Below are 23,198 nucleotides of genomic sequence, written 5' to 3'. Positions count from 1 at the left end.
GGACATGGATGGCCGAGTTGTACTGGGGTACGACGAGTGACTTCGTCGAGCAAGCGACACAGAACACGATCGCCGAGACGCTGCGGCAGGCGTTCTTCGATCAGCTCGGCTTCGAGCCATCGCCATCCGAGCTCCGTTCGTGGCGAAACTCGCTGAAAGCGCTGGCGAACGCGGTGAGGTACGGCGGGTTCCTCGACCACGGGATCTTCCTCGAATTTCAGCTGCCGATGAGTTCCCGTCGCATCGATGCGCTCATCACCGGCCACGACCACCAAGGACGGCCCGGCGCGGTGCTGGTGGAACTCAAACAGTGGGACCATGCCGAACTCTCGGACGTGCCCGACTGCGTCGGCGTCATGTATGGAGGACGGCTGCGCGACCAGCTGCACCCGTCAGCGCAGGCCGGGCAGTACCGCGAGTATCTGGCGGATACGCACACAGCGTTCCACGACGCCGCCGTCACACTCGGGGCGTGCTCGTTCCTTCATGATCTGCCCTACGACGACCGGTCGGAGTTGTACGACCGCCGCTACGCGCACCTGCTCGGAATCTATCCGCTCTTCGCCGGTGACCGCCTCGACGAGCTCATCACCTTCCTCGATGACCGGCTCGGCGGTGGCAACGGCCTCGGCGTACTGCGAACGGTGAGAGAGGGTCGGTACCGGCCCCACCGCAAGCTGTTGGAGCACACCGCGGAGATGATCAAACAGGAGCCGAGCTACGTGCTGCTCGACGAACAGCAGGTCGTGCTGAAGTCGATCCTCTCCGCAGTCGACCAGGCGGTCAGCCTCGACCAGAAGACCGTCTTCATCGTCCGGGGCGGTCCTGGCACCGGGAAGTCCGTTCTGGCGCTGAACCTTGTCGCAGAGCTCTCCGCCGCCGGCTACGCCACCCACCACGCGACCGGTTCGTCCGCGTTCACGCAGACAGTCCGCAAGCTCGTCGGCACCCGCGCGGCCAAGCAATTCAACTACTTCAACTCCTACCTCAACGCCGAGGAGAACGAACTCGACGTCCTGATCTGCGACGAGGCCCACCGGATCCGCGAGTACTCCTGGAACCGGTGGACGAAGAAGAAGGCTGACGACCCTGACCGTCCACAGATCGACGAGATCCTCAGCGTCGCCCGCGTCTCGGTGTTCTTCATCGACGATTTGCAGGCCGTGCGCCGCAACGAGATCGGTGACAGCGGCTGGATCGAGACGCTCGCCGAACGGCGTGGCGCCGAGGTCCGCGAGCACCAACTCGAGATCCAGTTCCGCTGCGGAGGCTCGGACGGCTACGTCCGGTGGCTCGAGAACACGCTCGGCATTCGCCGCACCGCCAACGCGCTCTGGAGTGGCGATCCGAACTTCGAGTTCGACATCGTCGACAGTCCGCAGGAACTCGACGCGCTCGTCCGGAGCCGTGCGGAGCAGGGACACAGCGCCCGGCTCGTCGCAGGCTACTGCTGGTCCTGGTCGAAGCCGACGGGGGAAGGCGAGCTTCCCGCCGACGTCCAGATCGACGGCTGGTCGCGCCCCTGGAACGCCCGTCCAGACGCTGGGCGGCTTGCGGCTGGGATCCCCAAGTCGCACCTGTGGGCCAGCGAGCCCGGCGGTCTGGAGCAGGTCGGATGCATCTACACCGCCCAAGGCTTCGAGTTCGACTACGTCGGTGTCATCTTCGGTGACGACCTCGTCTACCGACCCCGGGAAGGGTGGGTCGGGCGCTCAGAGTTCTCGAAGGACAGCGGGCTCAAGCGCGGACTCGACGCCGAGGAGTTCACGGCGCTGGTGAAGAACACGTACCGCGTCCTGCTCAGCCGCGGGTTGAAAGGCTGCTACGTGTACTTCACCGACGAGAAGACCCGAGACTTCTTCGAGAGCCGCATCGACATCGCAGCCATCGCGCTGGCAGCCGAGCGGGCCGCCGGGTACCGGGCCGACGCCCCATGAGCACCGACTCGATGGCCGACCTGCGGCAGACGCTGCGCGCCTTCGCTCGCGAGCGGGACTGGGAGCAGTTCCAGACCCCGAAGAACCTGGTCATGGCGTTGTCCGGCGAGGTCGGCGAACTCACCGAGATCTTCCAATGGCTCACCGCCGAGGAGTCAGCGGCGGTGATGGAAGGTGGGCGTTCCGCCGACGTCGAGGACGAGCTCGCGGACGTGCTGATCTACCTCGTCCGCCTCGCCGACGTCCTGGGCGTCGACCTCGTCGCGGCCGCCCAGGCGAAGATGATCAGAAACGAGACCCGGTTCCCTGCGGCCGCCGTTCGCGGACAGGCAACGCGGAGCCCTGATCGGTCAGCGCGGGACAGCTGATCGCCACCACCGACGGCCCGTCTCCTTCGTGCGATTCCTCGTCCGGTCGGTGAGGACGGCCTGCGGGTGCGTCATCGGCACGGCCCGGTGAGGGCGGCGCGCGCGAGGGCGATCCCGTCGGGCGTGACCGTGCCCGGCCAGGCGCGGCGGTCGCGCTCGAACGCGCCGAGCCGGCGCAGCAGGCGGACGTCGTCGACGACCAGGTGGCCGGCGGTGCGCGGGTCGACCGGCTGGCCCTCCCCGACGGCCCAACCCAGCGCGGTGAGCAGCGCCGCCACCCGCACCTCGGCGTCGTCGGTGGCCCCTGCGGCCATCAGCGCGAGCAGCAGCACGCCCGCCTGCCACCCGGCGTCGGCCGCATCCCGGCCACCGACGGGGAGTGCGCCGGCGACGTGCTGCCACAGCCCGACCGGGTCGTCGGCGAGGGCCCGCGCCCGCGGCGTGGGCACCAGCCGACCCTTGAACTTGCGCAGCAGCTGGAGCCGCTGGCCGGTCTCGCGCAGCTGGAGCACCGGGTAGGTCAGGTCCTCGCGGTTGCCCTTGCCGATCCACTCGTCGCCCAGGTCGAGCTCGTCGAAGATGCGCTGCACGACCGCCGGCGGCAGGTAGCCGGCCGCGGTCAGCTTCACCCCGTCGCCGACCGTGTCGAGCAGCACCCGCAACGGCCGCAGCATGCGGGCCGCCCGCGCCTCGTCGACGTCGTCGCCCCCGTCCGCCGTGGACGCCAGCGTCCGCAGCTGCCGTTCCGTGGCGGTGTCGCGGGCCCGCAGCAGCAGCGCGGCGAGCTTCGCCCCGACGCGGCACGGGACCGGCGGGCGGCCGTCGAGGTCGAGCGCCTGGAGCCGGTCGCTGACGGCGGCCGGGTCGAACGGCACGAGGCCGAGCTCGCCGGGGGTGATCTCGCGTCCCCACCAGCCGGCGACCTCCGCGAGGGCCCGCCGGTGTCCGGGGGAGCTCGGGTCGGCGGCGGTCACGACCGTGCGGTAGCCGCCGATCCCGCCGCAGTCCTCGGGCGGCCCGGCGCCGGCACCGTCGAGCAACGTCGCCCGGCCCGGTGGGATCCGGCCGTCGTCGACGTCCTCGACCTCGACGTCCAGCCACCAGTTGTCGCCGTAGTCGTACTGGTAGTGCAGCCGCTCCCCCGGCGCGGCGAGCAGCTCGTCGACCCGGACGTCCCACGTCGGCCTGGCCAACTCGTCGCCGTCCGCCACGGCGAGGTCGGCCGTGCACGCGAACACCGCCTCCGGCTCGCCCTGCGGGCCGGTCGTGAACCGGTGCAGGTGGCGGTCCTCCCAGCCGAACGCGACCTGCAGCACGTCGTGCAGGTCGTCGAGGCCGAGGTCGGACGCCACCTCGATCCGTCGCCACACCGGCGGGGAGGCGTCCGCGAGCTGGACGTGCAGCCGGAGCGTCGTCGGCGTCTCGCGGCGCGGATGTCGCCGTCCTTCGGCGACGGAGGTGTCGGCCATCGGCTCACCAGCCCTTCTGGTCGATCAGCTGCACCAGGTCGCGTTCGCGGACCTGGCCGGTTCGTGACGGACGTCGCACGCGTCAGTCGGCGGGGCGGGGCACGTGTCCGCTCGGCGCGTGGCCGGGGGTCGCCGGTGCGCTCGACACGACGAGCACCGTCGCCGTCGACCGGCCCGCGTGGTGCAGCCCGTGCGGGACGGCCGCGTCGAAGTGGATCGCGTCGCCGGCCGCGAGCTGCACGAGCTCCCCGTCGAGCTCGACCGTCGCCTCGCCGTCGAGCACGTGGATCCACTCCTCCCCGGCGTGCTGGACGAGCGCCGGACGACGCCGTGGACGCAGCTCGACCCGCACCACCTGCAGCGCCGAACCGAGCGCGCTCATGGCGACGTAGCGCCCGTCGGGGCTGTCGTGCACCGGGGCCTCGGCCGCACGCACGACGTGGGGCGCGTCGCCGGGTTCGTCGTCGACGAGCTGGCTCAGCGACATGCCGTACGTACGGGCGAGCTGCATCAGCGTCCCGATCGACGGCTGCCGCTGGCCCTTCTCGATCCGCGACAGGTGCGAGGGCGAGCCGCCGGTGCGTTCGGCGACCTCGCCGAGCGTCAGCCGCTGCTGCTCGCGGATCTCACGCAGCCGGCGCCCGATCCAGCGCGACGCGTCGTCCGCTTCGTCGACGTCCACCCGGGTCCCTGTCTGCCGACGCCCTTCCCCGACGGGGCAACGTAGGCGGTGCGCCTCGGCGACGCCGCTCCCGGCCCCGGACGCTTTGCCTAAAAGGCAAGTTCGTTCGCCTCTGAGGCTTGACAGCCGGCGGACGGTGCGTCAGGGTGGACACCGGGAGCAGGGAAGGTGGGTCCATGATCGGGACGGGTGCCGTGCACGAGCCGGTGACCGACGAGCTCGACCTCGGGGAGCTGCCCGAGCGGCGGAGCTCGGTCGAGGAGGAACGCGAACACCGCAAGCGACAGCTGGCGATCGCGTTCCGCATGTTCGCCCGCCACGGGTTCGACGAGGGGGTGGCGGGACACCTCACCGCCCGGGACCCGGAGTTCCCCGAGCGGTTCTGGGTGAACCCGTTCGCCGTGCACTTCTCGCGGATCCGGGTCAGCGACCTGCTGCTCATCGACGAACACGGTCACGTGGTGCACGGCGGGCGGCGGACCAACAAGGCCGCGTTCGCGATCCACTCGGCGATCCACGCCGCCCGGCCCGACGTCGTCGCGATCGCCCACGCCCACTCGCTGCACGGACGTGCCTGGGCGGCCCTCGACCGCACGCTCGATCCGATCGTGCAGGAGGCCTGCGCGTTCTACGACGACCACATCCTGTTCGACGAGTACGAGGGTCTCGTGCTCGAGGTGCAGGAGGGGCGACGGATCGCCGAGCGGCTCGGCACCGCCCGGGCCGCGATCCTGCGCCACCACGGCCTGTTGACGGTGGGAGGCTCCGTCGAGGAGGCCGCGTGGTGGTTCATCGCCATGGACCGCTCGTGCCAGCTGCAGCTGCTGGCCGAGGCGGCCGGCCGCCCCCGCGTGATGACCGACGGCGAGGCGCGCACGGCGGCCCGCCAGTTCGGCAACGCCAACATGGCGCGCCACAACTTCCGGTCGTTCGCGGAAGCCATCGTGGCGCAGGAACCGGACGTCCTCGACTGAGCTGGCGCCGCATGCCTGCGGCTGGGAGACCGAACATGACGCACTTCGTGCTGGTTGCAGGTTCGTGGGGCGGCGGGTGGATCTGGCAACCCGTCCGGCAGCGGCTGGAGGCGGCCGGCCACCGGGTCGAGACGCCGACGCTGCCCGGTCTCGGGGAACGTCACCATCTCGCCACTCCCGGGACCGGCCTCACCGACCACGTCGAGGACCTCGTGGACCTGCTCGACCGGACCGACGCCGCCGACGTCGTGCTCGTCGGGCACAGCTACGGCGGCATGGTGGTGACCGGTGCCGCCGCCGCACGCCCGGAGCGCATCCGCCAGGTGGTCTACCTGGACGCCTTCGTTCCCGAGGCCGGGCAGTCGGCGTTCGACCTGCAGCCGTGGTTGCGCGACGCGTTCGCCGCAGCCGCGCTACCGGAGCGCCCGTGGCTGGTCGCCCCGCTCGACTTCGCGGCCCTGGGCGTCGAGGACCCGGACGCGCTCGAGCTGCTCGCGCGCCGGTCGACGCCGCTGCCGCTGCGGACCCACGAGGAACCGTCCGCCGTGTCCGCGCCGGACGCGGCGTCGGGCATCCGCCGCTCCTACCTGCACTGCACGGCGGCGCCGTTCTTCGCGGACACGGCCGCGGCCGTCGCCGCGGACGGTTTCGAGGTGACGACCATCGACGCCGGGCACATGGCGTTGGTGACCCATCCGGACCTGGTCGCGCAGGCGCTGTCGACCGCGGTGCAGGAGCCCGCCGCCGCTCCGGCGTGAACCGGCCTTGCGACGGCGGCGGCCGGGGCGTCGCACCGCTGCACCGCGCCCGCCCGGTCAGCGCTGGTCCGGACGGTGCGGTTTCACCCGGCGTGGGGTCCGGCCCGGTCGGCGGACGGCACGCGCCGGCGGAGCGAGGCGATCACCAGGTCCAGGCCGAACTCGTAGCGCTCCGCGAACGACCCGACGGCCAGGTGCGGCAGCACCCGGTGCAGGGCGGGATGGTCCGCCGGGGACAGGGCGTCGTCGAGTTCGGCGCCGCCCGCCGCCGGCGCGTCCTGCTCCTCCTGGGTCAGACCGAGGGTGAAGTAGATGAGCGTCCAGCAGGACCAGGCCGCCTCCCGCTCGCCGAGGCCCGCCTCGAGCAGCGTGCCGACGACCGCCTCGGCCAGCCGCAACGTGTGCGGTTCGGCCGCGTACGTCCCGGCCATCAGCCGCGCCCCGTCCCGGTGCGCGAGCAGGGCGGCCCGGTAGCGACCCAGCAGGACCCGCAGACGCCCGTCCCAGTCCGACGGCAGGTCGTCGAGGGACACCTCGGCGAGCGCACCGTCGGCCGTCAGCTGCAGCAGCCGGTGCTTGGTCTTGACGTGCCAGGACACCGTGTTGAGGTGCACGCCGAGCCGTCGCGCGACCGCCCGGAGCGTGACCCCCTCGACCCCCTGCGCGTCCAGCAGCTCGAGGGCGGCGGCGACGATCTCGCTCTCGCGTGTGGTCTGCGGCACGGCTGCCCTCGCGATCCGGTCACCGACCAACCCTAGTTCCCGCCGACCGGTCGTCACGGGCCGTACCCACCAGAGGAGGAAGACGCATGAGCATCCGACACCTGAACCCCGCCGGCGTGCACGCGCAGCCGCAGCTGATCACCCAGGTGGTGGCCGTGGACGAGCGCACGCTGGTCCACCTGTCGGGCCAGGTCGCGTGGGACGAGCACGGCGACCCGGTCGCACCGGGTGACCACGTCGCCCAGGCGGCGCAGGTGCGCCGCAACGTCGAGGCCTGCCTGGCGTCGATCGGCGCCACCGACGCCGACATCGTCAAGGAGACGATCTACGTGGTGGACCACCGACCCGAACGGCTGCCCGCCATCCTCGGCGCCCTGCGCGGGTCGGGCGACGCGACGCCACCGGCGAGCACCTACCTCGGTGTCGCGGCCCTGTTCGCCCCCGAGTTCGTGATCGAGGTCGACCTCGTGGTCGCCGTCGCGCGCTGACACCTCGCCGTCGAGCGCTGACACCTCGCCGTCGCGCGCTGACACCTCGCCGTCGTCCGCCCTCCGCCGCGGGACACCACACCCCTTGCAATTGGTCGGTGACCAAGGATACTCCGTTCGGGAGCTTGTTCACTGACCAAGGGAGTGCGGGATGCGGACGGAACACACGCAGGTGTTGGTGGTCGGCGCAGGAGCGGTCGGGCTGTCGTCCGCGCTGCTGCTCGGCCGGTCGGGCATCTCGTGCATCGCCATCGACCGACGCCGCGAGACCAGCGACCATCCGCGAGCGCGCGGGCTGAACCTGCGCACCACCGAGCTGCTGCGCCAGTGGGGGTTGCAGCCCGCGATGCAGCGGGCGGCACTCCCCCGCGAGGACTCGGCGTTCGCCTTCCGCGAGGAGACGCTGGTCGGTCGCGAGTACGGCCGCACCGAGACCAACGACGGCAGCGACGCGCCGACGCCGACGCCCCGGATGCTGGTCCCGCAGTACGTCATCGAGGACGAACTGCGTCTGCGTGCCCGCGAGTGCGCCGACGTACGGTTCCGGACCGAGCTGCTCGACTTCTCGCACGACGCGAACGGGGTCACCGCACGGGTGCGTGACCTCGACGACGGCGAGGAGCACGAGATCCGCGCCGACTACCTGGTCGGGGCCGACGGCCCCGCCAGCACGGTGCGTTCGAGCCTGGGCATCGAGCTCGAGGGCATCCCGCTGCTCAGCTACTGGATGGGGGTCTACTGGCGCAGCGCGGATCCCCGCCTGTGGGAGGCCTACCTGCGCCGACCGGGGGTCGGCATCTTCTGCATCGCCCCCGGGCGGATCGTCGCGTTCTCGCTCGTGGACCGGGTCGACCGCTGGATGGCGTTCGTGGTGCTCCCGCCGACCGAGGTCCGGCCGCAGACGCCGAGCGACGAGGAGGCGGCCGCGCTGGTCGAGGCGGCGTCCGGCACTCCCGGGTTGGACCTGGAGGTGATCAACACGGCCGTGTGGCGGGTGAGCTCGCAGGTGGCGCCGCGCTACCGCGACGGGCGGGTGCTGCTGGCGGGGGACGCGGCACACCTGCTGCCGCACACCGGCGGGCTCGGCATGAACACCGGCATCCAGGACGCCCACAACCTGGCGTGGAAGCTCGCGCTCGTGCTGCGGGGACGGGCCGGCGAGTCGCTGCTCGACACCTACGGGACCGAACGGATCCCGGTCGCACGCCAGAACGCCGACTGGTGTGTCGGCAACGGCGAGACGCTGCGCCGCATCGTGGGTTCGGCGTTGACCGGTGACGAGGAAGGGCTCGCGGCGGCGATCAAGGACGAGAACGCCCACGTGCGCCAGGACGGCGCGGACCTCGGCGCGTCGTACGTCTCCGAGGCGGTGGTGCCCGACGGCACGGAACCGCCACCGGTCGGGCAGACCCGCTACGTCCCGACCGGCCGTCCGGGGCACCGGGCGCCGCACCTGTGGTTGGAACACGACGGCGTCCGCTTCTCCACCATCGACCTGCTGCACGCCCGCTTCGTGCTGCTGGCAGGGCCGCAGGGGGGTCCGTGGCGCGATGCGGCGAAGGCCCACGCGGACCGCACCGACCTGCCGCTGATCGCCGCCTGTGTCGGCGCCGACGCCGAGCTGGTCGACGTCGACGACGACTTCCTGTCGACGTACGGGATCGAGGCGACGGGCGCCGTGCTGGTGCGACCCGACGGCCACGTCGCCTGGCGCAGCAGCAACGGCGACCCGGCACCGGCCGAGAAGCTGCGCACCGTCCTGTCGTCGATCCTCGCCGCGCCGTCGACGTGACCGAAGAAGCCCGGCGCACTGGCGGCGCCATCGGCGCTGTGCTTGCGTGCATGCACACGGTTCGGGAGGAGCGGGCATGGCGACCGGGTACCTGTGGCACGAGCTGTTCGGCTGGCACGACACCGGCACGAACACGGGCCTGTTCGGCTCGAACCCGGCGGCGGGGCTGCAGCCGCTGCAGCACTTCGAGAACGCCGAGACCAAGACGCGGATGAACTCCCTCGTCGGCGCGAGCGGGCTCCTGGAGCACCTCGTGCCGCTGGCGCCACGGCCGGCGACCGACGAGGAGCTGCAGCGGGTGCACCGCGCGGCACACGTCCAGCGCATCCGCGAGGAGAGCGCGCTGCCCAAGGGCGGCGACGCCGGCGACGGGCTGAGCCCCTTCGGCCACGGCGGGTTCGAGATCGCCGCGCTCGCGGCCGGTGGCGCGATCGTCGCGGCCGAAGCGGTGATGTCCGGCCAGGTCACCAACGCCTACGCGCTCATCCGGCCACCGGGCCACCACGCGACGCCCGAGACCGGCATGGGCTTCTGCATCTTCTCGAACCTCGCCGTCGCGGCCCGTCACCTGCAGGCGACCGGCCAGGCGTCACGGATCGCCGTGGTCGACTGGGACGTGCACCACGGCAACGGCACGCAGGCGACCTTCTGGGAGGACCCCGAGGTCCTGACCATCTCGGTGCACCAGGACAACGTCTTCCCGCCCGACTCCGGTGCGCTGGACGAGCAGGGAGCCGGGGCGGCGGCGGGCACCGCCATCAACGTGCCGCTGCCGGCAGGATCCGGCGTCGGCGCCTACCTCGACGTCTTCACCCGGGTGGTGGTCCCCGCCCTGGACGCGTTCGGCCCCGAGATCGTCCTCGTCGCCTCCGGGTTCGACGCGTCGGCTGCGGATCCGTTGGCGCGGCAGATGATGACCGCCAACGGCTACCGCCAGCTCACCGAGCTGCTGATGGACGCCGCGAACCGGCTGTGCGACGGCAGGCTGATGATGACGCACGAGGGCGGCTACAGCCCCGCCTACGTCCCCTTCTGCGGGCTCGCCGTGCTCGAGGCCCTCTCCGGACACCAGACCGGCATCGAGGATCCCTTCGACCCGATCTTCAGCGGCTTCGCCGGCCAGGAACTGCAACCACACCAGGCGGAGGTCATCGACGCCGCCGCCGCCCTCGCGCAACAGCTCGCGACCGACTGACCCGCCGACACGCCGGCGGCGGCGCCTCGCCGGCTCCGTGTCTGCCTACCTGCCCGCTCCCGACGGCGGGTGGAGGTTTCACGGTGATCGCCGACTAGCGTGACTGCCCGTCGGTTCGAAGTGCGCCTCGCGATCATCACCTGGATCGAGCGCACCTACCACCGTCGCCGCCGGCAACGCGCACTCGGCCGTCTCACCCCGGTCGGGTTCGAAGCCCTCATCGGCAACACTGACCTCGCTCAAGCAGCATGACCCCGCACAACCGCCGTCAACCAAAGTCTGGGCAGTCCCGCCGACGCTTCTTCAGGCATCTTCGCTGGTCTGCAGCATGCCACCGACTCCAGGTAAATTCGGTTGGGCTCTGCCAGTGAACCCGGAGGGGCGCAACGGCAGCTTCCCTGGGAAGCTGAAGGCGGCACGGTGCTTACGAATGCGTTCGGCTCCCCGGGACGAGGCTAACGGCTTCTGGAGATCGCGGAAATTTCGCAAGTGGACGGCGTGGGGGAATCATGTCAGCGGGGCGAGGCAAGCGAACGTGGCGTCGGATCATATCTCCGAAGCCAGGACGGTCGTCGAATCGTTCTGCCGCAGGTCCCATCCCGCCTCCCGCCTCAAAGCTCGAGGTGCCGACCCGTCGGGTTCCGGAGCAGGCCAACGAGCACGGGGCCGCGCCGCAACCCTTCACCGCGACGGACATCTCTTGGATGCCGCCTCCCCCGGTAGTGGCGAAGCCGGCCCTGCCCCCGACGCCGACTCGGGCGCCGGCATCTCTCGACTCACTGCAGACGAGCACCTCAACGTCGGAGTCCGCGGACGCGGTCGAGCAGACACCGTCGCGTTCCCCTGAGCCGGTGCATCTAGCCCTTTCCCACGCCAGCGCAGGGAAGCGTCTATCAGCTTCCACACCGCTAGGCCAGCTACGCGTTGACGCGGGGTTCTCCCAAGAGGCGGTTGCCAAGCGCCTCGGCCTCGCAGCACAGGCGACCGTGTCGATGCTCGAGCGGGGCACCAAACCTCTCACTCATGAGCTGGCCGAGGCCATGGCGTCGTTGTACGGCGTCTCTATGCAGGCGGTCATCGAGGCTGCTCCGGTGCTTGACAGTACGGTTCAGCAGACCGCACTTGGCTACGCAGAGGATCTGACCAGCATCTCGGCTGCGGCCTGCAAGGCCCGACGCTTTCGCATTGGTGAGGCTTCCGCTACAGCGGTTCCGGCTTCACCGGTCGAGGACGCCGACCCTGTTTTTCAAACGGAAGCCGACCTGTCCCGTGGCGAGGATCAAGTCCGCGGTGTCGACTGGTTCGACGGTTCGGACGCCCACTCGGTCAGGCGCCGTGAGCTGCGGATGTCTGCTCTTGCGAAAGGGTTCACTCCACTTCAGGCTGAGCGGGTCGCGGTCGCCGGCCATCCTCCCCTGCACGAGGCCCTCGCCACCTACGGCTTCTATCGAGAACTCGAGAGGCTTTCCGACGACTTCAAAAGGCAGGCCGATGTAGGTCGCGACGCCGGTATGCCCTTGGTCGCGAACCTTGCCCTCCGCTTGATGCACGATGCCGCCACCCGCCACGGCGCTCAACGCTACGCGGTGGCCCTATCAGCGCTTCGTCTAGCTGACGAACCGCAAACTGGCCACGGTTCCCCGGCCAGAGCCGATGGGCCTCCGACTGAACCCCGGCGTGTCCTGGAGGGGCTCCGAGATGTGGTCAGTGATCGCAGCGCGCTCCTCCTAGACGAGCGAGGTACCGGCTCCGCGCGTCGGTTCGACGCCTACGCAACGGCAACACGAGGCGACGACGTTCTCGCCGCCGGCTTCGATCATCGACGAGGCGTGGTTCGTGCGATCAACTTGTCCTCTTTGTCGACCCCTCCCCGCACAGCTTCGGGCGCGGAGCCCGCCTTCGACATCCCGCGACAGTCGCTCGTCGACGAGGCGAAGCGCTCTCTCGAGGCCCTTCGCCCTGACGAGGGCTCCGTTCGGGTCACCGCAGCAATCGGCTCAGACGTCACCGTCCCGAGCACCGTTTCCGAACAGCCGCCGGGTGCCGCCCACGATGCGGAGGTACAACCAGAGAGCAGTCGACCGTCGCTGCCCACCGCTATCGCTCTCACTGTTGAGGGGCACCACCTCTTCCTCGACCGCGAGACGAGGATGGGCGGGGCTATCGGTTTCGTACTCACCGACCCCGACACGGGCCAGCCAGCGCGAGCCGGCGTTCGGATCAGCGAGACGAACGAACTGCCGGAGACCGTCCTTCTCGGCGAAGAACGTTTGAGTCTCGCTCCCGCTCACCGGTGGCTGCCCGAGGAGCGGCGCTACTCGAACGAGCCCGAGCCCTTCGACCGTGTACGTGCCATCGCAACCCACCTCGTCATCGCGGGTAGGAGTTTCGACCTCGACCTGCGTGTCGCGCGCCGGTCCAGCGAGCAGTGGACGGTGCGAGCCAAGCTGACGTCTACGGAGAGCGCTGGCGCCACCAGTGGGGAGAGCAACATGCCGCCGAAGCCGAGCATCAAGGGAGCCCCGGTGCTGCCGACCCCGCTCTTCAAGCTCGACGGTCGATGGAACTGGCGGTGGTCCGTGCGCACCGGCGACACGCATGTGATGTTGCCTCGTGAGCTCTTCGAGATGAACGGCATCGGCACGGAGCCGCTCACCTCAGTGCCCCTTCCTGACGGCACGAGCGTCGAGCTCGCACCGACGAAGTACGGCACAGGATTCAGCGTGCAGCGGGTCGGAGCGCTACGCAAGGCATCTCGGGGTCAGCCGGGCGATTACGTTTTCATCGGTGTCGACATCGACGCCACGCTTGTCTTTCACCGGGTCACGAAACAGCTGATGGGTCGGGTGCAGTCCCACATGAAACTCGCCTCACTGCTCTGCGGATTGACCGATGATCACCCAACCTTGTCCGCCGTGCTGTGGGCTCTTGGCGTCGAGGACGAGTCAGGAACCATCGACGACGCCATAGCCATCTGCGAGCAACGCTCCGACGGCCCGCTTGTTCGGGAGCTCCGGTCGCACGCAAGCGAAGCCGGCCTGCCGCCGGACCTCGACGAGATCTTCAAGGCCCTGTAGCTAGGAGCCGCGGTTGCACGAGCTTCTGGAAGTGCCGCGTGACCGCCGGACCTGGCGCGGTCGATTGGCGCTCGAGCACTTCGAGAAGCCGCGTCGCGCCGACGTACGCGTATCGGTTGGCGGTCTGAATCTGCGCGGACGGTTCATCAAGAATCTGAATGGCTTCTTCGAACGGCATGCCCTCGTAGCGATAGCCGTGGCGCACTGCGACCGTCGCGATCAAGGCCATCAGCGGAATATCTCCACTAATGAGAACACCGATGTTGTCGTGGAAGCGCCGTACCTCCAGCTTCTCGCCTTCGGGCGGGTCTAGCTCCTCGGCAACCGCGAGCTTGAGGGCAGTCGACCACAGATCGAAGACCCGAGGAAAGGGCTTCGCTGCCGTCACTTTCTCGCTGCCAGCGACGAACGCCTGCTTGGCCGACTCCATGCGATCGTGCTTCGGCAGCGTAAGTGGCCCGGTGTAGGGATTGAAGCCTTGGGCGTAACGACTCACGCCGACCTCCTCACGAGTGAGCTCGACTCGTCGCCAGCACGTTCACAGACGAGGCAGTACTCACGGTGGCTGCATGCGCACACCACCGACCGCGTGTCGTCGAACTGGCGGTTCACTAGGTCGCCTGAACCCTGATTCGTCACGGTCAACGTCAAACTCGATGCATCGAGCATCTCCTCGATGCCACTGATCTCAGATCGTGTCAACAACAGTACGAGCTGGACGCATTCCTTGCTCATGACCTCGAAGACGTTGCGACGAACTGAGGGGTCCATCATGCCGAGCGGTGTATCGATGACGTGCGGAGCACGAACACCTGCCGTCTCTCCGAGGGCGAGCACGAAGGCGTTAGTCAACGCTCTTTTTGAGGCCCCGTTGAACTGATGGGCGACATCCATCCGCCTACCATCGATCCCGATACCTGCCACCTCGAAGGTCTCCGTATCGGATCTCGTGACGCGAACTTCCGCGAGAATTTCATGGTTGCCGATCATGCCCCTGAAGAGATCGTTCATTCGCGAGGACAACGCTTCGACATCTTCGACCGTACGCCACGTCTTGGCTCGGCGAAGGACCTCAAGGAGGTCCTGGTAGAGGGAAGACTTGATGCTGATGTCACCGGCGGTGTGGGCCCTCCGGCGAGCAGCGTCAAGCTGTCGATCCGCCGTCACGACGTCGTCGTAGGCCGCCTTGAGCTCACGCGCGAGGCCGGCGATCGCCTTGTCGAGCTCCTTGTCACGCTCACGCAAGGTCAACAGCTGCCTACGCAGGCCTTCGACTGGTGAGTCTTTCACCATGGCAAGTCGAGGTTCGAGATCATCGATGTTGCGCTCCGCGTCGATGATCTCGTCGCGGGCCTCCTTTTGGGCTTGAGCGGAGGTCGCGAGCTGCTCGAGCCAGCTGTTGTGCTGCAGGCTTTCGAGCTGACCGTGAAGGTGGTAATAGAGGTCTCCAGCGTGGTTCGCGGAACGCGTTTCCTCCTCGGATTGCGCGACCAACTTCGTGACGTTCTCGTGGCGCTCGCGGTCGGCGGGCCCTCCCTGAGGATCGAGGCCGCACCCGCACATACAGATGCCCTCTTCGAGCCGCCTCCGCACCCACCAAAGGTAAGTGGCGGGAACGACTCCCGATTCAACGAGAGGCTCCGCGCGCTCGACGAAATCCATCAGCGCGGGAGCAGCCGCGGTGTACGTGAAGGGAGCCGATGTGAGGGTGCGCGCTTCTTCGCGCTCAGCCAGCGCGAGCTTCTCGCGACTCTTCTTCAGCCGCTTCTCTGCTCTAGCAACCTGTCGCTGAAGTTCATCCGGGTCGCCGGAGCGCAAGAGCTCATCTCGCCGCTCCTCGAGGTCGTTGATCTCTGCGGCGAGGGCTCGGCGTTCCTCCTCGTGCTTCGCGAGGTCGACCTTGATTCTGGCGTGGTGCTCCTGCGCCTCACTCTGCTTCTGACTGGCTTCAGCGAGGGCGCCGCTTCCAGTGGACTTCGCCAGCTCCTTGTCAAGGTCTTTTGATCGCTGCACGGCCTTGGCTCGGACCGCATCGATGAGATCGAGCCCGAGCAAGGATTGAACTGCCTCGGTTACGTTGCCGCGCAGGCTCGAGGCGGCAGCCTTCTTGCTCGAAGAGACGAGCTCCTCTTCATCGAGTCCACCGACGTAGTCGGTAGCCTTGTCTCCGTCAGTGAAAAAGAACTCTCGCAGCCGCCACGGGAGAAGCGTCTCAAGGGTGTCCTCGTCGCCAGCCGTCCCGTCAGCGAACGTGAACTCCGCCTCAGAGAGCGTCCGTTCCCAGCCGTCCTCCGACGGCTTCACCTCGGAGAAGCGCCGGATCGTGGCCTCCTTGAGACCATCCGCGCTTTCCACGTCCACGTCGAGTTCGACGGAGACCAGGATGGGGCCATCCTCCGGCATGCGGTGATCTGGCGGGTGGAGCCGGTACCTCCGAGCTCCAGGGAGAGACTCGTCGCCGTAGATGGCCCACTCCATCGCCCGCAGGAAGGTGGTCTTGCCGCTGCCGTTCTCTGCCCTCAGCACGGTCACTCGGCCGTCCGTCGCGAAGTCGACAACGGCGTCACGGAAGACCAAGAAGTTCGAGAGGCGAATCTGTTTGAACCTGATCACGTCTGCCCCTGCCGCACTTGCTGAACCGCCTGAGTCAGGGCGTTCGCGTTGAGGTCATGAATTGCGACGCCCCGCTCGGTAGCGTTTGTACGCTCGTTATTTATCAAGTTCATTATGAACGCGCCGAGGATGCGAGCGTACTCATCAGAGTGGAGCAACTCCGCCCAGGGCTCGCCGCCAGCGCAGACCCGGGCCTCGGCCACGGCCGCCGTCTCGCGGCGTAGAACTTCGCCGAGAGCTTCCGTGTTCCCGATCGCTGCGGCGCGCTCTCGGTCGCGCGATGCCGTAGTCACCTCTGGCCTCCTGTGCTTTCCCGGAGCAGCTGCGTGATCACGCGAGCCGCGCCGTCGTCTGCGTGCTGATTCGCTGCGAAACGCGCGAAGGCTTCGATACGCACGAGCTCCCCGTCGATGTATCGCTGCGCCGCTGGTGTCGGTTCCGCATCAGCCGGCGGAAGAACGACGAAGTCGACGATAGTCGCTCGGCCCTTCCCAGGTGCCATGCGCAGGACTCGCCCACGCCGCTGAGTCCACTCGCGCTCCGTACCCGTCGAGGAGAACAGGAAGGCGGTCGTGATCTCCGGGATGTTGAAACCCTCGTCGAGAACCTTCATCGCGTTCAGCACAGCGATCTCACCCGCTCTAAAACGCTCGACAATCTCCTGCACCAAGTGGAGGTTCGGCGTCTCCTGGTAGGTGATTCGGGCGTTCGAGACATTGCGGCCATCGAGCAGATCCTGCACCTCACCGAGCTGGCTGCTCTCACGCGCACTCGAGTAGATCAACGTGTGCGAGAGCGGGGAGGGTCCGTACCGCTCTAGGGCTCGAGCGAGCGCCGGCAGTTTCCCGGCGGCGGTGTCGAGGAACGCTCGGCGTCGACGCACAGCGGCGGCGTATGCCGGGTTCTCACTGAAGGTGGCGTTTGGGCGATAGGCTGCCCCGATCTTCCGCGTCAGCTCGTTGAATTCCTCGACCTCATCCCAGTTCAGTCGGACGACCTCAACGTAGTAGTCGTATTCGACGAGGCAAGACCCGATCGCCTGGTCGAGGCCGTACTCGAAGACGGTGTCGCCGAAGTAGCCGTACATCTGCGTGGTCCCCTCCACATCGTACTGTCGCGAAGGAGTGGCTGAGAGTCCGAGTCGCTTTGCGAAGCCCTCAGGAGGGTCGCTGATGAAACGTGTCGCACCAAGCCGATGGACCTCGTCACCGACGAGCATGGTCGCGACCCCAAGGTCCGCGGCGTCCTGAACCAACGCATCGAATTCCGGATCTCCGAGAAGATGGTGCGTCACGATGACGCAGCCAAAGCTCCGTGCCCCGAGGGTCAGCTCGCTTATGAGCTCGTTCAACTGGGAGAACTTCCCGAGACGACTCCCTGAGCTCGCGGTCGGGAGAGCGGCATCGATGCCGAAACGAGAACAGTCCTCGGCCCACTGGTGAAGCAGGGGCGTGAAAGGGACTGCGATCGTCAGGAGCGTCGGTCCCTCGGTTTCGTAGTGGGCCCTGACGGCTGACACCAACGCGGTCCACGTCTTGCCAGCGCCTGTCGCCATCTCCATGACGCCACGACGCCCCGCAGCTTCCCAAGCCAAGACTGCCTCACGTTGGTGCTCGTAGGGAGGCCTCGTCCAGTTCAGCCATTCGGGTATGAACGGCTCTCCGTCGCTCGCTGACACATGCGGCACCTCAATCTTGGCCACCGGGTCGGCGATGAGCCAGAGGTCACCTACCTTCCTGGCTGCACGTTCGAGGTCTTCTTCGGTCGGCTCGAAATCGGATTTCCAGGTTTCGATCCACTCATTCAGCAGTGCGTCGCTCATCGGGTAGAGCGGAACCGAGCGCCCCTCAAACACGTCCGAGAAGCTCTCCCTCAGTGGCCCGACGTGCCCCTCCGTGCCGGCCACCCACGACGGAAACACGGACATCGATTCGCTGTTGACCCGCAGAGCCTGTCGGGTCGCGTTCGCTGACCCCGCGACGTAGACCACATGGCCGTTATGTCCCTCGGCGCGTTCGCGGTCGGAGAACTCCCATGTCTTCTCGTGGAACCGTCCACCAGGCACCACTGCGATATCGAGACGTAGGCGGTTGGAGGCTAGTAGCCAAGCGAAGCACCGAAGGGTGTGCTCCTCGACCGCGTCGACGGTGAGGCTCCGTGGTGCGCGGAGCAGCCCCATTCGGAGTACGTCCTCGAGCACCCTGCGCGGGTCGGCGGCTGCCTCGAGCACCGCGGCGGCGTCTTGGTCGGACAGCCAAGGCGATACGACGAATTCTATGGGTGGAGGCTCATCCTCGCGAGCGAGGAACGCCGTCAACCCAGCCGACACTTGACCCAGCACATGCGACGTGAAGTAGGCGAACTGCCCGCGGACTCTGTACGCCTCGGCGAAGCAAGGGTTGAGGACGTCGCTGACGAGCGGATCGCGCGGCAATCGATAGGTCCTGCTCCCGAGATCGAGGTCAGGCAGCCCCATCCCCATCTCCTTAGATGCGCATTCAAGTCCGATAATCCTGGTGGAAATAGTACACGCCTCCGCACCGTCTTCCCTTGCAGTGCCGCGGTCGAAGCGCGTCGACCATGGAAAGTATCGCGTGCCCTAAGCGCGCTCGGTAACGTTTTCGGTGGTGTTCGTGACTACCGTCGCCCCAATAGCGCATCAAGTGGCGTGATCGAACGAAACCCGCGACCCCGTAGTGTCGCTCCAACACTCCTATTCGTGGATGTCAAAGCGCGCAGACTGTGCAGGCCATTGTGTCGTCGTCTGCGTCTAGCGCCTCACTGAGCGCATCGACGAGCGGAAGATCTCGCTTCCGTTCCTTCGCTCGTTCCATCGCCTGGCGGTGACGGTCAATGATCTCATCCCGCCTCGAGAGGAGCTCATCGAGCGTCTCGCCCTGTGACCAGGTGTACTGGCGGCCGGCCATAGCATAGTCGTCGTATGACGCATCACCGGTGAGGCCGGCCTCGGTCAGGACCTTCCGCTCGATCTGCTTGGCGCGCTCGAACAGGTCGGGGTGTCGATCGGCGAGGCCGACCCACTCGGACTTGCGCTGATAGAAGCAGAAGTAGCAACCGGACCTCGTTCGCCACTCGTAGTAGGAGGGCAGGCCGATCCCGGAGTCGTCGAGTATCCGCATCACTCCATCGTGGTCGATGCCGTCATTGACGAATGGAAAGACCGCACTGATGTTCGGCTTCGTGGAGACGTAGCCCTTTCGGTTTGACTCGTCCGCCCGGATGGCGACGTAGGAGATTGCCGGATCGTCGCCGATCCACTCTTCGATCGGCTTGATCTTCATATTCTTCGTGCACCAACGCATCTGGGGTGAGGGCAGGGCGCCTCGGAAGACTTCGAACCAGTGGTCGAAGCCACGGTCCGCGTTCAGCCGGGTGATGGGCTGGCCGAGGGCGGCCTCGAGCTTCGTCAGATACTCGTACGTCTCCGGGAGCTCGGCGCCCGTGTCACAGAAAAAGTAGTCGATATCTAGTTCTGGGCGGGTCCGGCGAAGGTAGAGGGCCAGCGCTGAGGAGTCCTTTCCGCCAGAGATACCGCAGATGTGTCGGACACTGTCAGGCATGCCGTCGCTCCGTCTTCTCGTCGAAAACTTCTGGTTGCTGGGCACCATCTTGATCGAACAGGCGTGCAGCGAGAATCGCGATCAACGCTCGCGTCGCTGACGCCTCATCGCCGGTTGTCGTCCTGGCATTCTCCACGAGGTCTGTGACATGGACTGCCAAGGCATCGAGCTCCGTCGCGCGCACGGCCACGACTTCGGACACCTGCTCGCCACTTTCGCGCGTCAGGTCAAGAGCGAAGGCGTCGAAGCCGTCTCCCGTCTGCGCACGGGTCCGCCGTGCGTGGGCGAGAGCGGCGACGCGCCGGAAAGAGGATGCCACCTCCCTGATACGGGCGAGAAAGCCTGGAATGTCTGCATCGATCCACTCTGAGGGCGGCGTACCCGTGACTGCGGTGGCTACCTGTTGGGCGAAAGTGGCCTCGTCGAGGCTCGACGCCATCCGCGCTAGGCCAGTGAACGTCCGGACCGGGGGACTCACGAGTTCGACGTCATCGAGCAGGGCGGCATCTCCCGAAATTACTTCGAGAGTTTTGGCGTGAGCGGCTCCGAGAACAACCGCCACGATCCGGCGACACAGCGCCGGGTACGCATCCTCGATCGCCTCGACCGCGCGCGCGACTCGGCGGACGAACTCCGGAATCTCCGAATCACCCATCGCGTCTGGACCCCGCCCCGACGCGGGAAGGGACCCAAAACCCACAGCGTGGGGAAGAGCTTCGAAGAGCAGCACATCCGGTTCCTGGACCGATACCAAAGCATCTCGGACCGCGCGAGTCATGGAGACACGGTCCTGATCCACTGTGGCATCCCACACTGCGGAGAATCGCTTGGACTTGCGCGTGTACGTAGTCCCACTGATGTGGAACGGGCGGAGGAGTAGCAAGACGACGGAAAGCACGGTCGATCTATCCGGCGTCGGGACATCCGGTCTTGCCAGCGCCTCTGTCAAGAGTTCAACTGTCTGAGACCGCTTCGATTGCTCCCCGCTCGATGCGAGGTGTTTGACGGCGAAGTTGTCTGGGTTCCGCACCATCCGCTCAGACATCGCGGCATCCAGCCGCGGCTTGAAGGTGCCGTGCTCATAGACCGCGATGTCGTGCGCGTTGTGGATGAGGCCGGCAGTCAGCACGACCGTCGCCACGCCAAAGCGCAACCCATACGGGGGGCGCATGAGCTCATCAAGTACGTGTCGGATCGAGATGGCGTTGCCGATGGCCTGGCGCAGGGTCTGGTTGAGGTGTCGCCACACCGGAATCCAGTCCTCTGTCGGCTGAGGAGCCGCGAAACCATGGCCCGAGCGGTGAAGTCCAGAGTCCTGGAGGACCGCACGGAACATGCCTACCTCGGGTCCATCTCCCTCGAGACCAAGGCGGGGTTCGACGGCGCGGGTCGGCGTCAACGCTGCTTCCAAGAGAATCCGCCGTGCTTTCGCACCCTGCGAGGTCAGCTCAGCACGGTTGATAGCCTCATAACGGACGACCGGACTCTCGCTGTAGACCTCGTCGACGACATCCGACAAGGCGTCGGACCCGCGCAGTGGTTTCAAGTCCCGTTCGTCGCCCGACGGAGGATTGACCCAGACCCACCGAGCATCAGTGCCATATGCGATGCCGATCCGGTGTTCGAGCACCTGCCTCGCCAAGGCAAGTCGCTCCGCGAGCTCCCGCCTCGCCGCGCGATCGTCCGCCTGAAGGTTGGGGTCCTCGAGCACGACCCGAAGTGCCGCGACCTCGATGGTGGCTGCGAGCATCGCGTCGAGGTGTTCAGTCGTCGGCTCCACGACCACGACGGGATAGGCCTCATCCTCCGGCAACGGCCGAGTCCCAGAACTGCTCAACGCGTAGACGAGAACGCCGTCGCGGACGTCCGACGGCCGAGGCACCTCAACCCGTGCGGTCATCTCATCGGCAAAGGTTCGGGCGAACGCTCGCATGACGTTGGACTTGATCGAGTGCCGAGCAGCGACAAGGGGGCGCAGAGGCACGGTGTCCCGAAGGACTTGCGCCACCGACCCTCGCCGGAGCTCGCGTCGCGCACTCGTCAGGGCAGTTGGGATGTCGAAGTCCGAGCCTTGCCAAATTCGATACTCGGAGGCGAAATCTCGATAGGTGAGGATGCCTAGCTGCTCAAGCTCACCGAGCCTCGCCCTCACCGCTTTCGAATCGGCCAGTGCCGGCTCAGTTCCTCTGAGCGCGAACTCAATGAGATCCGCCGACGCACGCAGGGCACCGGCCGAGGCCACCAGGTTCAGGACGCCAACGACCTTCAGGACCCGGAGCTGGGCGGACGAGAGCCCGTGTGAGTCCCGAATCGCTGTCTCGATCTCGACCCATCGGTTGGCGTCTCGCGAAGCGCCTACGAATGTCGATGCCGACTCGACGAAGTAGTCGTAGACACGGTCAAGCCTCACCCACGGACGCGCCTCTCCGTCGAGCCGAGTACTCCGAGTGAAGGAAGTCAGCGACTGGGGCTCATCCGAGGCAAGGAATGAGAACAGCGTCCGCTCGTTCTGTCCGTAGCGGGCGCACAACGCGGGAAGGACGAGCAGGGTCGACGGATGGAGCGGGAAACACGACTCGACGAGCTCGCGACTGGCCACGGTGGCAAGGCCCGCATCTTCGGCCTCGGCGAGAACCTCGTCGACCGCCTCACCCCTCAGGTCCAAGTAGCCGCGATCGGCCGAGTGTTCGAGCGCCGCGGCGATCAGGCCGCGGGTGGCAGCTGCCGAGTCGACGTATGAGATGTCCTCGAAACGGCCTTGGACCTTCGCCCACTCGCGACGCTGCGCCGCCGATGTGTCGACTGCGTACGCCTCGAACGCCAAGTGTTGGATGGTCACGAGGACCAGCGGCAGACGCCGCTCCCCGGACGACCACTCAGCGAGTTCCTGCAGCAGGTATAGGTCTCCTTCGGTACCGGACTCCGCGTACGCCTCGAGATTCTTGCCGAATTCGTCCACAATCAGGAGGATCGGCTTGCGCTTCGCCAGCTCCGTGATGAGTTCATGAACCTCGTGGTAGGAAGGCGAGGCGAACCTCGGCGACATCGCGCGCTCGAGAGCCGTGGCGATTTTCTCACGGACTTCTTTGGCTATCCGAGCACGGCGAGCACCTCGATCCAAGGCCCGTAGGACTGTCGTCGTGATGGGCTCTCGTTGCGGTGCCGTAATTACTGCTCGCACGAACCCGCCCGTTCCGGCACCCATGGTGCGGCGTGCCACGTCAAGCTGTTCAGCGGTGGCCGGATCATGTTCCTGCAGGAGGCGGAGTGCGTTGTTGTGCGAGCCAGAGTTGGTTCGCCCGAGCAGGGCATCGAGGAAGACGGCGAGGGACGACTTACCCGAGCCGTAGGGGCCCGTGATCGAGAAAGCGCGGGACCCGCCGTCTCGGGCCATTCCGGCCACGACGCGCCGTATTACCTCGAGGCTACGAGCGGTCGGGAGGTAGCCCTCGATCTGGCTCTCCTGTTCGCCGTCACGATCGAGGCGGACCGATCGAGCGAAGCGACCGCGAACTTGTACGTGATCGTCCAGCCGAGTCATG

16 protein-coding genes and 1 pseudogene are annotated in these 23,198 nt (G+C 67.3%); 9 read left to right on the top strand and 8 right to left on the bottom strand.

Annotated elements, in window-relative coordinates; all coding sequences use genetic code 11:
- Positions 1–8: 8 nt before the first annotated feature.
- A complete protein-coding gene (locus tag ELR47_RS04740) occupies positions 9–1,937 on the top strand; it encodes a DUF2075 domain-containing protein (protein ID WP_130648850.1) in 1,929 nt (642 codons plus the stop codon).
- On the top strand, positions 1,934–2,305 hold the full coding sequence (locus tag ELR47_RS04735) for a nucleotide pyrophosphohydrolase (protein WP_130648849.1): 372 nt from the start codon (positions 1,934–1,936) through the stop codon (positions 2,303–2,305). Before ELR47_RS04740 ends, ELR47_RS04735 begins: the two co-directional genes overlap by 4 nt.
- 71 nt (positions 2,306–2,376) lie before the next feature.
- Here the strand turns inward: ELR47_RS04735 and ELR47_RS04730 are convergent, their stop codons facing one another.
- Entirely contained in the window at positions 2,377–3,774 is a 1,398-nt protein-coding gene (locus tag ELR47_RS04730; protein ID WP_130648848.1) for a plasmid pRiA4b ORF-3 family protein, read from the bottom strand.
- Between the two features lie 82 nt (positions 3,775–3,856).
- The gene (locus ELR47_RS04725; RefSeq protein ID WP_130648847.1) at positions 3,857–4,456 is read right to left on the bottom strand and encodes a helix-turn-helix domain-containing protein; all 600 of its coding nucleotides are present in this window, start codon (positions 4,454–4,456) and stop codon (positions 3,857–3,859) included.
- 176 nt (positions 4,457–4,632) lie between these two features.
- Here ELR47_RS04725 and ELR47_RS04720 point away from each other — a divergent pair, with 176 nt between their 5' ends.
- Both ELR47_RS04720 and ELR47_RS04715 read left to right on the top strand, forming a co-directional pair.
- Positions 4,633–5,430 carry a class II aldolase/adducin family protein gene (locus tag ELR47_RS04720; RefSeq protein ID WP_130648846.1) on the top strand — a complete coding sequence of 266 codons (798 nt, stop codon included), beginning with the start codon at positions 4,633–4,635 and terminating at the stop codon, positions 5,428–5,430.
- Between the two features lie 35 nt (positions 5,431–5,465).
- Positions 5,466–6,188, top strand: coding sequence for an alpha/beta fold hydrolase (locus tag ELR47_RS04715; protein WP_165403849.1), 723 nt, complete (start codon positions 5,466–5,468; stop codon positions 6,186–6,188).
- Positions 6,189–6,271: 83 nt separating this feature from the next.
- Here the strand turns inward: ELR47_RS04715 and ELR47_RS04710 are convergent, their stop codons facing one another.
- Positions 6,272–6,910 carry a TetR/AcrR family transcriptional regulator C-terminal domain-containing protein gene (locus ELR47_RS04710; RefSeq protein WP_229730691.1) on the bottom strand — a complete coding sequence of 213 codons (639 nt, stop codon included), beginning with the start codon at positions 6,908–6,910 and terminating at the stop codon, positions 6,272–6,274.
- A gap of 86 nt (positions 6,911–6,996) precedes the next feature.
- Here ELR47_RS04710 and ELR47_RS04705 point away from each other — a divergent pair, with 86 nt between their 5' ends.
- The 5 genes and pseudogenes from ELR47_RS04705 (at position 6,997) to ELR47_RS04690 (ending at position 13,462) form a co-directional block, all read left to right on the top strand.
- Complete coding sequence (locus ELR47_RS04705) at positions 6,997–7,398, top strand: RidA family protein (protein ID WP_130648844.1); 402 nt, start codon at positions 6,997–6,999, stop codon at positions 7,396–7,398.
- A gap of 151 nt (positions 7,399–7,549) precedes the next feature.
- On the top strand, positions 7,550–9,190 hold the full coding sequence (locus ELR47_RS04700; protein WP_130648843.1) for an FAD-dependent monooxygenase: 1,641 nt from the start codon (positions 7,550–7,552) through the stop codon (positions 9,188–9,190).
- Between the two features lie 76 nt (positions 9,191–9,266).
- Positions 9,267–10,385 carry a class II histone deacetylase gene (locus ELR47_RS04695; RefSeq protein ID WP_130648842.1) on the top strand — a complete coding sequence of 373 codons (1,119 nt, stop codon included), beginning with the start codon at positions 9,267–9,269 and terminating at the stop codon, positions 10,383–10,385.
- Positions 10,386–10,496: 111 nt separating this feature from the next.
- Positions 10,497–10,637, top strand: a pseudogene (locus ELR47_RS18155) (IS3 family transposase); the annotation flags it as partial.
- 257 nt (positions 10,638–10,894) lie between these two features.
- Complete coding sequence (locus ELR47_RS04690; RefSeq protein ID WP_130648841.1) at positions 10,895–13,462, top strand: helix-turn-helix domain-containing protein; 2,568 nt, start codon at positions 10,895–10,897, stop codon at positions 13,460–13,462.
- Here ELR47_RS04690 and ELR47_RS04685 read toward each other — a convergent pair.
- The 5 genes from ELR47_RS04685 to ELR47_RS04665 form a co-directional block, all read right to left on the bottom strand.
- Complete coding sequence (locus tag ELR47_RS04685; RefSeq protein WP_130648840.1) at positions 13,449–13,958, bottom strand: hypothetical protein; 510 nt, start codon at positions 13,956–13,958, stop codon at positions 13,449–13,451. The two genes, ELR47_RS04690 and ELR47_RS04685, sit on opposite strands and share 14 nt — an antisense overlap.
- A complete protein-coding gene (locus tag ELR47_RS04680; protein WP_130648839.1) occupies positions 13,955–16,075 on the bottom strand; it encodes an AAA family ATPase in 2,121 nt (706 codons plus the stop codon). The genes ELR47_RS04685 and ELR47_RS04680 overlap by 4 nt, the downstream gene beginning before the upstream one ends.
- A 289-nt stretch (positions 16,076–16,364) precedes the next feature.
- Entirely contained in the window at positions 16,365–18,551 is a 2,187-nt protein-coding gene (locus ELR47_RS04675; protein WP_165403846.1) for a DEAD/DEAH box helicase family protein, read from the bottom strand.
- A gap of 250 nt (positions 18,552–18,801) precedes the next feature.
- Complete coding sequence (locus tag ELR47_RS04670) at positions 18,802–19,656, bottom strand: phosphoadenosine phosphosulfate reductase domain-containing protein (RefSeq protein WP_130648837.1); 855 nt, start codon at positions 19,654–19,656, stop codon at positions 18,802–18,804.
- Positions 19,649–23,197, bottom strand: a complete 3,549-nt coding sequence (locus ELR47_RS04665) for a hypothetical protein (protein WP_130648836.1) — start codon at positions 23,195–23,197, stop codon at positions 19,649–19,651. The genes ELR47_RS04670 and ELR47_RS04665 overlap by 8 nt, the downstream gene beginning before the upstream one ends.
- Between the last annotated feature and the right edge of the window lies 1 nt (position 23,198).

This window comes from Egicoccus halophilus, from assembly GCF_004300825.1.
GTDB lineage: Bacteria > Actinomycetota > Nitriliruptoria > Nitriliruptorales > Nitriliruptoraceae > Egicoccus > Egicoccus halophilus.
The sequence above is the reverse complement of the archived record's forward strand: the minus strand, read 5'-3'. Positions and strand labels throughout refer to the sequence as shown.

Bases quoted from the DNA above. Each gene is read 5' to 3' on its own strand.
- ELR47_RS04670 (WP_130648837.1), bottom strand. From the start codon at position 19,656: ATGCCTGACAGTGTCCGACACATCTGCGGTATCTCTGGCGGAAAGGAC.
- ELR47_RS04740 (WP_130648850.1), top strand. From the start codon at position 9: ATGGCCGAGTTGTACTGGGGTACGACGAGTGACTTCGTCGAGCAAGCG.
- ELR47_RS04665 (WP_130648836.1), bottom strand. From the start codon at position 23,197: ATGACTCGGCTGGACGATCACGTACAAGTTCGCGGTCGCTTCGCTCGA.
- ELR47_RS04720 (WP_130648846.1), top strand. From the start codon at position 4,633: ATGATCGGGACGGGTGCCGTGCACGAGCCGGTGACCGACGAGCTCGAC.
- ELR47_RS04695 (WP_130648842.1), top strand. From the start codon at position 9,267: ATGGCGACCGGGTACCTGTGGCACGAGCTGTTCGGCTGGCACGACACC.
- ELR47_RS04735 (WP_130648849.1), top strand. From the start codon at position 1,934: ATGAGCACCGACTCGATGGCCGACCTGCGGCAGACGCTGCGCGCCTTC.
- ELR47_RS04700 (WP_130648843.1), top strand. From the start codon at position 7,550: ATGCGGACGGAACACACGCAGGTGTTGGTGGTCGGCGCAGGAGCGGTC.
- ELR47_RS04705 (WP_130648844.1), top strand. From the start codon at position 6,997: ATGAGCATCCGACACCTGAACCCCGCCGGCGTGCACGCGCAGCCGCAG.
- ELR47_RS04690 (WP_130648841.1), top strand. From the start codon at position 10,895: ATGTCAGCGGGGCGAGGCAAGCGAACGTGGCGTCGGATCATATCTCCG.
- ELR47_RS04675 (WP_165403846.1), bottom strand. From the start codon at position 18,551: ATGGGGCTGCCTGACCTCGATCTCGGGAGCAGGACCTATCGATTGCCG.
- ELR47_RS04715 (WP_165403849.1), top strand. From the start codon at position 5,466: ATGACGCACTTCGTGCTGGTTGCAGGTTCGTGGGGCGGCGGGTGGATC.
- ELR47_RS04730 (WP_130648848.1), bottom strand. From the start codon at position 3,774: ATGGCCGACACCTCCGTCGCCGAAGGACGGCGACATCCGCGCCGCGAG.